Annotated in this window: 16 protein-coding genes; 4 read left to right on the forward strand and 12 right to left on the reverse strand. The window is 60.2% G+C overall.

Annotation, left to right across the window (positions count from 1 at the left end; translation table 11 throughout):
* Position 1: 1 nt before the first annotated feature.
* From AC2YB9_RS06580 to AC2YB9_RS06600, 5 genes are read right to left on the reverse strand one after another with little or no spacing between them, the layout of a single operon-like run.
* Positions 2–1,237, reverse strand: coding sequence for a class I SAM-dependent methyltransferase (locus AC2YB9_RS06580; protein WP_487267946.1), 1,236 nt, complete (start codon positions 1,235–1,237; stop codon positions 2–4).
* Complete coding sequence (locus AC2YB9_RS06585) at positions 1,234–1,980, reverse strand: DUF1365 domain-containing protein (protein ID WP_487267947.1); 747 nt, start codon at positions 1,978–1,980, stop codon at positions 1,234–1,236. The genes AC2YB9_RS06580 and AC2YB9_RS06585 overlap by 4 nt, the downstream gene beginning before the upstream one ends.
* Complete coding sequence (locus AC2YB9_RS06590; protein WP_487267948.1) at positions 1,977–3,245, reverse strand: NAD(P)/FAD-dependent oxidoreductase; 1,269 nt, start codon at positions 3,243–3,245, stop codon at positions 1,977–1,979. The genes AC2YB9_RS06585 and AC2YB9_RS06590 overlap by 4 nt, the downstream gene beginning before the upstream one ends.
* A 58-nt stretch (positions 3,246–3,303) precedes the next feature.
* Positions 3,304–4,104 (reverse strand): DUF1295 domain-containing protein, encoded by an 801-nt coding sequence (locus AC2YB9_RS06595; protein WP_487267949.1) that lies wholly within the window; start codon positions 4,102–4,104, stop codon positions 3,304–3,306.
* Positions 4,101–5,396 (reverse strand): class I SAM-dependent methyltransferase, encoded by a 1,296-nt coding sequence (locus AC2YB9_RS06600; RefSeq protein WP_487267950.1) that lies wholly within the window; start codon positions 5,394–5,396, stop codon positions 4,101–4,103. The genes AC2YB9_RS06595 and AC2YB9_RS06600 overlap by 4 nt, the downstream gene beginning before the upstream one ends.
* A gap of 178 nt (positions 5,397–5,574) precedes the next feature.
* Here AC2YB9_RS06600 and sigK point away from each other — a divergent pair, with 178 nt between their 5' ends.
* Entirely contained in the window at positions 5,575–6,171 is a 597-nt protein-coding gene (gene sigK / locus AC2YB9_RS06605; RefSeq protein WP_487267951.1) for an ECF RNA polymerase sigma factor SigK, read from the forward strand.
* Positions 6,168–6,869, forward strand: a complete 702-nt coding sequence (locus AC2YB9_RS06610) for an anti-sigma factor (protein ID WP_487267952.1) — start codon at positions 6,168–6,170, stop codon at positions 6,867–6,869. The genes sigK and AC2YB9_RS06610 overlap by 4 nt, the downstream gene beginning before the upstream one ends.
* Positions 6,870–6,943: 74 nt before the next feature.
* Here AC2YB9_RS06610 and AC2YB9_RS06615 read toward each other — a convergent pair whose 3' ends face one another.
* From AC2YB9_RS06615 to AC2YB9_RS06645, 7 genes are all read right to left on the reverse strand, one after another.
* Positions 6,944–7,291, reverse strand: a complete 348-nt coding sequence (locus AC2YB9_RS06615; RefSeq protein WP_487267953.1) for an ArsC/Spx/MgsR family protein — start codon at positions 7,289–7,291, stop codon at positions 6,944–6,946.
* Position 7,292: 1 nt separating this feature from the next.
* A complete protein-coding gene (locus AC2YB9_RS06620; protein ID WP_487267954.1) occupies positions 7,293–7,883 on the reverse strand; it encodes a DUF2238 domain-containing protein in 591 nt (196 codons plus the stop codon).
* Positions 7,880–8,722, reverse strand: coding sequence for an SCO6745 family protein (locus AC2YB9_RS06625; RefSeq protein ID WP_487267955.1), 843 nt, complete (start codon positions 8,720–8,722; stop codon positions 7,880–7,882). Before AC2YB9_RS06625 ends, AC2YB9_RS06620 begins: the two co-directional genes overlap by 4 nt.
* Before the next feature lie 25 nt (positions 8,723–8,747).
* Entirely contained in the window at positions 8,748–9,164 is a 417-nt protein-coding gene (gene arfB, locus AC2YB9_RS06630) for an alternative ribosome rescue aminoacyl-tRNA hydrolase ArfB (RefSeq protein WP_487267957.1), read from the reverse strand.
* Positions 9,148–9,279 (reverse strand): hypothetical protein, encoded by a 132-nt coding sequence (locus AC2YB9_RS06635; protein WP_487267958.1) that lies wholly within the window; start codon positions 9,277–9,279, stop codon positions 9,148–9,150. The genes arfB and AC2YB9_RS06635 overlap by 17 nt, the downstream gene beginning before the upstream one ends.
* 31 nt (positions 9,280–9,310) lie before the next feature.
* On the reverse strand, positions 9,311–9,742 hold the full coding sequence (locus tag AC2YB9_RS06640; protein ID WP_487267959.1) for a CBS domain-containing protein: 432 nt from the start codon (positions 9,740–9,742) through the stop codon (positions 9,311–9,313).
* Between the two features lie 62 nt (positions 9,743–9,804).
* Positions 9,805–10,719 (reverse strand): inositol monophosphatase family protein, encoded by a 915-nt coding sequence (locus AC2YB9_RS06645; RefSeq protein WP_487267960.1) that lies wholly within the window; start codon positions 10,717–10,719, stop codon positions 9,805–9,807.
* 63 nt (positions 10,720–10,782) lie between these two features.
* On the opposite strand from AC2YB9_RS06645, the gene AC2YB9_RS06650 reads away from it, so the two are divergent.
* Together AC2YB9_RS06650 and AC2YB9_RS06655 are read left to right on the forward strand one after the other, a co-directional pair.
* Entirely contained in the window at positions 10,783–11,697 is a 915-nt protein-coding gene (locus AC2YB9_RS06650; RefSeq protein WP_487267961.1) for an ATP-binding cassette domain-containing protein, read from the forward strand.
* Positions 11,694–12,503, forward strand: a complete 810-nt coding sequence (locus AC2YB9_RS06655) for an ABC transporter permease (protein WP_487267963.1) — start codon at positions 11,694–11,696, stop codon at positions 12,501–12,503. Before AC2YB9_RS06650 ends, AC2YB9_RS06655 begins: the two co-directional genes overlap by 4 nt.
* The last annotated feature ends 2 nt before the right edge of the window (positions 12,504–12,505 follow it).

Below are 12,505 nucleotides of genomic sequence, written 5' to 3' on the forward strand. Positions count from 1 at the left end.
GTCAGATCGCCGCCGTTGGCGTGCGCGCGATCTGTAGTTGTACGACGTCGAGGTAACCGGTACGAAAACCGGCCTCGCAGTAGGCGAGATAGAACTCCCACATCCGTCGAAACGACTCGTCGAAGCCCTGCGCGTTGATGACTGGCCAGTTGCGAAGGAAATTTTCTCGCCACAACCGCAGAGTTTGGGCATAATCCTGACCCAAACTGTGCTGCTCGGCCATCGCAAGCGACGTATGGTCGGCGAGTGTCGTATCGATTGCCCGCAAGGAGGGGATTAAGCCGCCTGGGAAGATATATTTTTGGATCCACCCATACGAATTACGGGTCGTCAGGTAGCGATCGTGCTCCATCGTGATCGCCTGGATTGCGACTTTGCCACCGGGTGCCAGCAGCGCGTCGATCGTGCTGAAATAGGTTGGCCAGAATTCTTCACCGACAGCTTCGATCATCTCGATGCTGACGATTGCGTCATAGCTGCCGGTCACTTCGCGGTAGTCGACCAATTGCAGATCAACATCGACGCCGGCGGCATCAAACTGTTGTTGCGCGTATGCGGCTTGTTCCTTGGAGATCGTGATGGTCGTGACCTTCGCGCCTCGGAGTGCGGCGCGTAGGGCAAGTGCGCCCCAGCCGGTGCCGATTTCCAACAGCCGCGTGCCAGCGCCAACATCAGCCAGATCCAATGCGGCATCCAATTTGGCGATCTGTGCTTCTTCGAGCGTCATACCCGGATGGGTGAAAAGCGCTGCCGAATAGGTCATCGTGGGATCGAGGAACTGCGCGAACAAGTCATTGGACAGGTCGTAATGACGTTCGATATTTGATCGCGACCCACGCAGCGAGTTTCGCTCGTGGTGTGGCAGCTGTTGATCGACAAAGCCGCGAAAACGTTGCAGCGGCTTGGGAATCAGCCCGCCGAGCTGTGCCGCAAACGGGGTCAGTAGGTCAGCCAGATCGGTGTCGGGCCCAGGCATCCAGTCGCCGGCGACATAGGACTCGCCGAAGCCAATCTTGCTGTCGCTGCCGAGCCGGGCAAAGAAGGCGCGCGGCCGTTTGACCTGCATCTCGGGCGAACCTGAGTTACCGGCGCCCCACTGAGTTCCGTCGGGGAACGTCAGCTGAACTGGCACCCGTCGAGCGGCGGCCTTGAGGATTGGTTTGGCAATACGTGCTTTAACCGGGGTGCGTGGGGTACGCGCGACACCTGGCCAAGAAGTGGTGGCAATGCTGCTCATCGGGAGTCCTCCTTCGATTCGGGCTTTGGCCGCGGGATGATCGGTAATCTGCGCAACCAGAGCCATACACCATGTATTCGGATCTGCAGGCTGATCTGATGGGTCATCAATGGCTTTTTTATAAGAAGTTTTGCGAGCTTGCCGCTGGTGGCCGGGGTCGATTGACCGCGGAACGTTGCCGTGAACACCGGATTGCCGTCTTGATGCAGAATGACAATCGTTGATACGGCCTTGGGATCAAGCCGAAATTGCAGCGAGTAGCGGCCGTCGACGGTGAAGAACGGCGATACATAGAAGTCTTTGTCTACCTCGGTGCGACCAGCGGCATCAGGAAACACCAGATAGCCGTGGCGCTCGCCGTAGGTGTTGTGCACCTCGGCCAGAATGCACTTCAGCGAATCATCCGGGTTGAGAATCCAGAACACACTCAACGGGTCGAAGGTGTGGCCAAAAATGCGCGCATTGGCCAACATGATGATCCGTAGGCCGGCAACATCGGTTCCCTTGCTGCGGCAAAAATCCTCAATGTTGGTGCGGAGCGTCTTGGCCGGATCACCGATGTGGTCCGCTGCGCTGAAGGTCGAGAACGGTCGCAGCCACCACGCCATCTTGGGCAACGCATCGAGATCCACGAGCCATTGGTAGACCGAGTTGTCGAACCGGTGCTTGACCGGGCCGCGGCGGGTATGGCCGACAGTGCCTTCGACGAGCGCGGGCAGTTGAGGAAGGTCGATGACGGTCATGCCCAATCAACGCCCCACGTTGCGACCGCGTCTACTGCGGAGCGGCAGCCATCCTCGTGAAATCCCCAACCCTGATAGGCACCGGCGTAGATGGTGCGGTCGGTAAAGATTTCGCCGATTCGCCGCGCTGCGCCAACCGATGCTTGGGTAAAAATAGGATGTTCGTACGTCATCGAGGCGATCGTATCGGTTTCGGCGATCACCTCCGCCGGGTTGAGCGTGACCAGCAGGGGAGTACTGCTCTCAATTCCTTGCAGCCGGTTCATCCAATAAGTGACCATCGTCTGCGGGGTCTCGCTGTGGCAGCTGTCCATCCGGTAATTCCAAGCGGATCGTGCGCGATTTTCCAGCGGTAGGAAATGTTCGTCACGGTGAAGGACTGTGGCATTGCGTGAATAGCCAAAGCTGCCCAATAATTCTGTTTCTCGCTCGGTTGGATCTGCCAGCATGCTCAGCGCCTGATCGGCGTGGGTCGCGATGACAACACGATCGACGTGATGGACGGCGCCGGCGGTGTCGATAAGTTCCACGCCGTTGTCACTGCGCGTGACACTCGCAATACCGGCGTTGATGCGAACATCGCCGATCGCAGCGACGATCTTGTTGATATAGCTGTGCGAACCATCGACGACGGTGAACCACTGTGGTGAACCCTTGAGTGAGAGGAAGCCGTGGTGGCGCAGGAACTCGAAGAGATAGCGGGCGGGATAATTGCGCGCATCCTCACCGCCGGACGACCAGACGCAGGACACGATTGGGATCGCATAGTGGTCGACGAAGTACTCGGAGAACTTGTGTTCGTCAAGAAATTCTCCGTAGGTCTGCGGGCCGGTCTCATCGGTGTCGAGCAGGTGGAGTGCGAGGCGCTGGAAGCGCTTCACTGACAGCAACATACGCAAATAACGCGGATCTAGAAGCCGGCGCCGCTGGGCAAATATTCCGGTCGCGCCACGGCCACCGGAATATTCGAGTCCGCAACCGTCACAATGGATACTCATACTCATCTCGGTGGGTTGTACCCCGACGTTGAGTTCGGCAAACAGCCGCCGCAAGTGAGGATACGTACGATCGTTGTGGACGATGAACCCACTGTCCACACGATGTGATGCCGTGGAATCGGCGACATCGTGGGTGTGGGCATGGCCACCGAGGCGGTCATCTGCTTCAAAAACCGTGACATTGAAGCGGCGACGCAGTAGATAGGCGGCGGTCAGTCCAGAGACTCCGGAGCCGATGACGGCGACGTGTTCGCGTGTTTCAGGCATGCTCATATGGCTGGTTCGTCACAATCAGCCGGTTGGATTGGTCGCGGTGCTGTTCTGTTCAGCCCCTCGGCGGCAGCGGAATGAAGCCACTTGTGCGCGCAACGTACTCCGCGTAACCCGGCTTCGAAGCTGACATTCCCTTCTCGTTGAGTGTTTTTCCGGTGACACGAGTGAGGAATACGGTCATCGCGATCGGTCCGATGATGCTTGCGACACCGAGCCATGAGGAAGCGGCGATCAACCAGATGCCCCACCAAACACAAGCATCACCAAAATAGTTTGGATGCCGCGTGTAGCGCCAGAGGCCCTGATCCATCAGTTTGCCGGAATTGGCCGGATCACTCTTGAACCGGGCGAGTTGCGCATCGCCGGTCGCCTCAAAGAACAGCCCCGTCGCCCATACGGCAACGCCAGCCACGCATAGCCAAAGCACGGGATCGGTGTTGTTGACCCCGATCATGACCGGAGTCGCAACGAGCCACATCGAGATGCCCTGTGGGCCAAACACTTTGCGCAGTGCGATCTGCCCGAACGAACCCGAGGATCGTTCGACTAGATCGACATAGCGCGGATCTTCGGGCAGCTTGGCGTTGCGGGTTTGTAGATGCCAAGCCAGACGCAGACCCCAGAGCCCGACCATCGCGAACAAGATCCAGGGCATGATTCCCGAGCCGTTACCGCCGAGTGAGATGAGCGCCGCGACGGCAGCGATCACCACGAAGCCCAGCCCCCAGGCGGTGTCCACAATCACGAGCTTGCGCCGCCGTACCGCAATCGTGAGGCACAACCCCATGAATGCGGCGACTGCAATCAGCCCGCCGAGCAACGTCAGCAGTGTCTGGGAAACATCGTTGTTCATGCGCTCAGCCAGTCCAGCGGAGAGAGCGGCATCGCGCTGGTGCCGCTGGTTGCTGGCCGCACCGCGAGAATCTGGTCGACGCCCATGCGGTTCTGTTCGAACGCCAATGAGCCGCCGGCCAGATATAGCCGCCAGACCCGTGCATTCTCGACTCCGATGAGAGCGCAGGCCGTGTCCCAGTTGTCCTCAAGATTTTTGGCCCACGCCGTGACCGTGAGTGGATAATGCTCGCGCATTGCCTGCACATCGCGAATCTCCAATCCGGCGTCGGCGATGAGACCAATCGTCCGAGCGAGCGGTTTCATGTGCATGTCAGGAGCAATGTAGGTCTCGATGAAGGGGCCGCCACCGGGATGATCGCCGGGACTTCCATTGGCGCGCGACATCTGCTGGATCAGCACGCGTCCGCCGGGCCGCAGGTAGCGCCAGATTGCGTCGCAGAACACGATGTATTCCTTGTCGCCGACGTGTTCACCCATCTCGACCGAGGCAACCGCATCGACATTGCTTGCTTCAAGATCGCGGAAATGGCGCAGGCTCACATCGACCTGATCAGACAGGCCACGCTCGGCCGCCCGCTTGAGCACGAAATCGCGCTGTTCCGAGGACAGCGTCACACCTGTGACATGGACGCCGAAGTGTTCGGCCGCATACAGGGTGAGTGAGCCCCACCCCGAACCGATGTCCAGCATCCGCATTCCCGGTTTCAGGCCGAGCTTGCGACAGATCAGCTCGAGTTTGGCGTCTTGGGCCGTCTTGAGATCGGTCGTGGGGGAGGCAAAATAGCCGCTTGAGTAGGCCAGATTTGAGTCGAGAATGAGTTCGTAGAAATCATTCGACAGATCGTAATGATGTGAAATCGCTGCACGATCACGTTCACGGGTATGCAGATCGCCACCCAAGATGGCCTCGCCGGCCGGAGCGGCTGGTCGTCGTCCGAGTGCTCCAAGGCGTACAGCCAGAGCGGCGCCAACCATCGCGTTGCGTATGCCGATATGTGTTCGTCCCGCCTCAGCATTGCCCGCCCGGGCGCCATCGACGGCGAGCCACATCGTACGCAGTGCAGCAGCGAGATCGCCCTCAATGTCGATATCGCCTTGCACATAGGCACGTGCGACGCCGAGTTCGCCGGGCTTCCACAGAATGTGCCGGAGCGCTCGTTTGGACGTGATGATAACGACTGGTGCCCCTGGGACGCCGGCTTGGCTGCCATCCCACGTGCGCAGCTGAAGGGGCAACGTCATGCCCAGCGTGCGCTCGGCAAGATCAAGAAGTGCGCGTGCTTTGTTCATGGCTCAAGTCAAACCGCTAAAAGCAATTCCCGCCAATCGAAGTCGTGAGTAGGGAGTCCACCCCGGTGCCACCTAGTATCGAAGACATGCTGACGCGAAATTTTTTGCCGATTAGACCCATCTATGTCTCTGGCGGCTGCGAATGAACATTGCAAAGTTCTTCGCGAAGGAGTCCGATATGAGCCAGTCGATGCGAGAGTCGCATCTCAGCAGCGTGCCGGCTGTTGCCGACGTCATTGACCTCGACGAACTGCTCGTGCACGTTTCGCACGGTGACGAAGCGGCGTTCGGTCAACTCTACGACGCGATGAGTTCTTCGGTCTATGGACTGGCGCGTCGAGTCATCCGCGATCCGTCCCGAGCCGAAGAGATTGCCCAAGAAGTTTTCCTGCAGGTCTGGAAGTCGGCTGCTCGCTTCGATCCGGCTCGCGGCCGGGCCAAGAGCTGGATCCTGACGCTGACCCATCGACGTGCGGTTGATGCGGTGCGACATGATCAGGCGGCCACCAATCGTGACTTGAAGTACGACTGGTCCGGCGGTCCCGACTACGACCAAGTCGATGAGCAGGTTTCGGCCAATCTTGAACACGAACAGGTTCGCCATTGCATGAAGGGGCTGACGCAGCTCCAACGCGAAGCGATCAACCTGGCCTATTACCAAGGACATACCTACGCGGAGGTCGCCGAAGTTCTCGACGTCAATCCCGCGACTGTTAAAACCCGAATGAGAGACGGTCTTGTCCGCCTCCGAGACTGCATGGGAGTTGTGGCATGACTATTGATATCCATTCCCTGTTGGCGCCGTACGCGTTAAACGCGCTCGACCCTGATGAACGGGCACGCTTTGAGGCGCACATCGCGCAATGTGATGATTGCGGCGTCGAGCTGCCTGGCCTTTTGACCACGGCTGGTCGGATGGGTGCGGCGGCCGAGCAACGGGCTCCTGAGGAATTGCGGGATCGCCTGATGGCGACTGTCGCGCGCACCCCGCAGGAACGACCGGTGGTCACGGCGATGGCAACACACAGTCGGGTGCGGCGTGCGCTGCCGCGCATGCTGGTCGCGGCCTCGATGCTGGTCGCGTTGGCCGGCATCGGCGGATTTGCGGTCGAGCGCAATAACAGTACGAACCTGCAGGCGCAGCAGACGGCGATGTCTGAGGTATTGACGTCCTCCGACGCCCAGATGCAAAACATGACCATCAAGGGTGTCGGTGCGGTGCGATTGGTCGACTCTAAGAGCGCCAATGGCGCGGTTCTGCTCACCAACGGGATTCGCCAGATCAGCGACAAGACCTATCAACTGTGGACGATCGAGGCGGGCAAGGCTCGTTCGCAAGGTCTTATCAAGGCTGGTTCGGGCGTTTATCTAGTCAAGAATCTCGGCAGCGCTGACAGCATCGCGATCACGGTCGAACCGGCGGGTGGCTCCAAGCAGCCGACAACCACTCCGGTTATGACGGCAGCGGTCTGATCGAATCGAATTTGCGGGCTGGCCCAGCCACGGTGTTGTTCTCGGGACCGTGGCTGGGCCAAAGCGTGGGTGCGTCAGAGCACCTTTGCTAGCGACTCCGAGTCACGGCCGATAACCGTTGTCCCGTCATCGGCAGTGAGGATGGGGCGCTGGATGAGGATCGGGTCGGCGATCATCGCAGCGATCCAATCGGCACGATGCTCAGCATCCTTGGGCAGTGATTTCAATGCAGCTGCCGGGGCTTCGGCCATGCGGACAATGTCCCACGGTTCTAGGCCCATACGATCGAGAACGTCAGCGAGTTCGGCGGCGGTCGGCACATCATCGAGATAACGGCGCACCGTGTAGTCGATGCCGGCCGCGTCGAGCGCAGTCGTCGCAGTGCGGCATTTGCTGCATGCCGGGTTGATCCAGATTTCCATGTCAGTCCCTTCCGGCGCTGCCGGTCGTACGGGCGACTAGGAATGCCGCCACAAGCGCTCCGAGCGTACCGAGTGCCTCATCGCCAAGCGTGTCTTGATAGGCATTGTCGAGTTCGGTGCCGTGCCGGATGAACGTGTACCACTCGCCGAGCTCCCAGCCAATCGCAAGAATTGCCCCAAGTCCGGTGATCGTGAGAATCAGCGCCCAACGCGGTGTGACACGAGCGTGGGTGATCAGAAGGCCGCAGCCCCACAGCAAGAACAGCCAGTTGGCGAAGTGGTTGAGGTCGTCCCACCAGGCAATCGAATCGTACAGATTTAAGGTATTGCCAGTCACATCGATAAAGAACGGCAGCATGATCAGCGCAAATGCGGGCCAAGGGAGCGGCCGGTCGTATGACCGTGCGCGGCCGATGAGCCACCAGAGGAACGGCACCGCCGCCATCATGATCGGGTAGGCGATCAGTCGCGTGCCGAACGCTTTCCCCTCGAACTGAGGAATGTTCGGAACGAATTGTGCGACTGCCAACTGTCCAGTGGTCAGGACGAACAACGCGCCTGCTGCGATCGCACCCGATCGCCTTGCCATCATGTCTTGGGCACGCCGCTGAAATTCGGGAGCGTTATCGCGTCGCTCTTGCTGATCGTTCGGGCCCAATTGAGCAACGAATCAGCGGTGGGTGTGTCGATCAGGTCGAGTATGGCCGAATTGCTGGCCACATCGGTAAGGGTTTCAATTTCCTCGCGCTCGTCGGTTCCCAGTTCGGTCAGCGCGCCGTCCGCGTCGATCCAGCCACGGCCCACGAGCCGATCGTGTCCGGCGGCCCAGTCCCTATCGCTCCAGCCACGTGCGGCTTGCTGATCATCGAATGCTTTGCCGAGGGCGGCCTGCAGGATGTTCGCGTCGACCGGTCCGACGTGCGCAGCGGTCAGCACGGCATTGTGGCCATCCCCGCGATACTCACGCAGGATCGAGGCCGCGTGCCAGAGTCGCGCCAATGGCGTTTCGGGAACCGGAAGCGCCCGGTGGGCGGCGGCGAGCGTGCGGCCGGCATACGACAATGGTTCGGTCGCCGCCATCAGTTGGTCGGCGACTGCGCTGACATCCGCGGTACCGAGAGTCGGCTCAAGCACGTTGACGGCGATGCGTTCCCTAGTCGCGAGAATCTCATCGCGATCGGCGAGTGTCCAAGCCTCCGGAATGGCCTTGGCAACCATCTCAGGCGCGAATCCATAGAAAGTCGAAGTCACGACCTCGACGCTCGGCGTACCTAGCGGAGCGGACCGGGAGGCAAAATAGCCGCTCCAATAGCCGCGCAGCCCGATCGACTTATATGCCGATCTGGACTCGGGCGAGAAGTAGACGATGGTGTGGATGGTCTCGACGGTGCGCCAGAATTTGCGGATGGCTTTCGGCGTGGGTGTGCTCACGATCGAATCGTCCCATAGGGCGGGGCTACTCGGGCGGCTTCCGTAGCCGTTTCGTGTCGCTGCGTCGCTTCTTCTCATCAAGTCGGCGCTGCCGGGCACCTCTGCTGGGTTTGGTCGCGTGGCGAGTTTTTGGCGGTATCAGGGCCCGTGCGAGCAGCGTCTCCAACCGGATGCGGGCGGCTTCTCGATTGCGATGTTGGGATTTGTATTGTGAGGCGACGATCGTGATCGTTCCGTCGATCAGCCGGCCACGCAATCGGCTAGTGGCAAGCATCTTCTGTTCGTCGGTGAGCGCTGCCGTCGCGGTGAGGCTCCACAGGAGTTCGACGCGTGAATCGGTCGTGTTGACGCTCTGTCCGCCCGGCCCTGACGAGCGAGAAAACCGCCAGGTCATCTCGCTCTCGGGCACGGTGATACGTGCTGGCTTAGCTGTTCTGCTCATCGTCGGCAAGTATGCGGTACACCGTCCTGCGTATGTCGGCCAGGACCTCGCCGAGTGGCGCAAGAATGACAACGAGTGGCGCAGGGATGACGAGATTTCGGTCGAAAATCGTCATCCCTGCGCCACTCGCGGAGGTGGGTGGCGGATCAGCCGCCAGCGACGTAGTTGTTGAGTTGATCGCGCTCGAACTCGAGTTGGTCCATCCGATATTTGACCACATCACCGATGCTCAGCACACCGACGAGTCTGCCCTCTTGGAGCACCGGAATGTGCCGCACTCGATACTTGGTCATACTGGCCATGAGTTCGCCGAATGAATCGCCAGGCGAGCACGTTTGGATGTTGGTTGTCATGATCGTGTCGACCGTACGAACACTCGCATCACCGACGCCGCGAAGTTTTCGTACGACATCGCGTTCGGACACGATGCCGATCAACTGATGGCCGTCGTCGCTCACGACGAGCGCTCCGACATTCAGGTCTGCCATCTTGTCGAGCAACTCGGCAATCGTGGCATCGGGTCGAACTGTGTAGACCTCGGCACTGCCCTTTGAGGCTAGGACGTCACTGACACGCATGCGTTCGGCTCCTTAGGGTCGATTAGTCCGACAATAGCGCGAAGTCTGCGGTTTGGGCAGGGTCAGCGCTCATCATCTGGACGACTGAAGTCGAACGGTCGAACATTCGAGGGCAGCTCCTCGGGTTCATCGCCCCAGTTGTCGTCGGGATCCTCGCTCAAATTTTCAGCGGTGTCAGGAAAATGTCCCAGATAAGCCATCGCGGCATCATGCAGCCGGGTATTGGTGGCAATCGCATTGCCGCCCCATGGTCCAAGTCGGCCTGCGAGGCTGGTGAAAGTGCCGCCGGCCTCACGCACGATGACATCGAGCGCGGCCATGTCCCAGACTTTCAACTCGGGCTCTGCGGCGATGTCGAGCGCGCCTTCGGCCAGCAACATATAGGACCAAAAATCCCCGTAGCCGCGGGTACGCCAGCAACGACGGGTCAAGGCGACGAAGGCTTCGAGCTTGCCGATCTCCTCCCAGCCATGAAGTGACGAGATTGAAAATGAGGCATTGTCGAGTTCAGCGACGTCCGAAACATGAATCTGGCGCGAGTTCAGCAAAGACTTGCCGGTGAAGGCGCCGCCGCCCTTCGAAGCCCACCAGCGCCGGCCCAGAGCAGGTGCGGATACGCATGACGCAACGACCTCGCCGGCCGCTTCTAGCGCGATAAGCGTCGCCCACACCGGGACGCCGCGCACAAAATTGGAGGTTCCATCGATTGGGTCGATGATCCAGCGCCGCTCCTGCGATCCGCTGGAGCCAGCCTCCTCGCCTTGTTCCTCACCCAGGATCGTGTCTCGGGTACGAGCGGATTTGAGCGTGCGGCGAATTGCTTCTTCAACCGCTTGATCGGACTCGGTCACGTAGGTCATGTCCGGCTTCGTGGAGACCTTGAGGTCGACCGCCATGAAGCGTTCCATCGACAACGAATCGGCGTTGTCGGCGAGTACGTGGGCGAGGCGCAGATCGTCACTGTGCGAATGTGCCATGATGCCTAGCGTACGGGGGAATACGCCTGAAATGGCGCATTCGCAGGCTCGAAAGGGGTGCCGATGTCTGGCGAAATCAGGTTTGATCGACTGACGAAGTCATTTGCTGAAATTCAGGCGGTCGATGATCTGAGCGTCATGGTCCGGCCGGGCGCAGTCACAGGCTTTCTGGGACCAAATGGTGCTGGCAAAACCACAACGCTTCGGATGCTGCTCGGATTGGTTGAACCGACCTCTGGGAGCGCAACGATCGGTGGTAGTCGCTATGGCGATCTGACCGTTCCTGCGCGCACAGTTGGCGCGGCGCTTGAAGCGGCCAGCTTCCATCCAGGCCGTACGGCGCGGAACCACCTGCGGATGTTCGCACCGCAAGTTGGCGTCTCGGATCGGCGCTGTGATGAGGTGCTCGAGGCCGTGGGTCTGACCGATGCGGCACGGCGCCGAGTGGGTGGCTTCTCGATGGGTATGCGCCAGCGGCTTGCGCTCGCGACGACGCTGCTTGGCGATCCCGATGTTCTCATTCTGGATGAGCCCGCAAATGGGCTTGATCCCGAAGGCATCAAATGGCTACGGCTTCTACTGCGGCATCTCGCAGGCGAGGGCAAGACGATTCTGGTCTCGAGCCACATGTTGCCCGAAATTCAACAAACCGTTGATGATGTCGTCATCATTGCCGGCGGCCGGCTCGTCCACTCCTCGTCGATTTCTGAACTCGCTGCATTAGCTGGTTATCAGGCACGTTTGGTCACCCCCGATCGCGAAGGGTTGGAGCGGCTCGTCGCCGAACACCAGTGGCGTCTGCTCGACCAGGCCGACGGCAGCGTCCTTGTCGACTCGGTGACTGCCGCTGAGGTTGGCGCGGCGGCATTTGCCAGTCAGTTGGAGCTACATGCGCTCAGTGATCGTGCCGTCGACCTTGAGCAGGTGTTCTTCGATCTGACCGAACAGGGCGCGGATGTGAAGGGAGCCGCCGTATGAGGGCAGCGTTGCTGACCGAATACCGGAAGTTCACCACGACCCGGCTGTGGTGGTTGTTGCTGATTGTGATGGCCGGCTACATGGCGTTCCTCGGCGCGGTAATGGCATTCTCGCTCGGCTCCGATCCGAGCAGTTCGATGATGGGCGGTTCGGGAGCCACCCCATTGCCCGATAAAGCCATCGCCCAATCGGTCTACACCCTCGGCAACACCCTCGGGTATGTCTTTCCGTTGATCATCGGTGCACTGGCGGTCACGACGGAGTTTCGGCATCAGACGATCACCCCGACACTTTTGTTCGAACCGAGGCGCAGCGTGGTCCTTGGCGCCAAACTCGTCACTGCGCTACTCATTGGTGTCGTCTACGGCGCAATCGGCACGCTGTTCGCAGTCGCTGGCGGTGCGCCAGTGCTTGCGCTCTATGACGTCAATCTGTCCTTGGGCGACGCGGACGTCATCACCTCGATCGCGATGGCGGTCGTCGCCTTGGCGCTCTGGACCTTGGTCGGAGTCGGACTCGGCTCCGTTCTGCCCAATCAGGTGGCGTCGATTGTCGTGATTCTGGCCTTCACGCAGTTTGTCGAACCTTTGCTGCGGGTGGGGATGTCGCTGGTCGATGCGCTGGAGGGAGTCTCACGTTTCCTGCCGGGCGCGGCGGCCGAGTCGATCGTCGGCGCCAGCCTCTACAGCGAATCGGGCGCACTGACGTTGCTCGCCAGATGGGAGGGCGCGCTCGTCCTCTTGGCATATGTTGCCGTGTTGACGCTGGTTGGCCGCGTTACGACCTTCCGGCGCGATATCACCTGAGC

Source organism: Aeromicrobium changchenzhani, assembly GCF_057586615.1.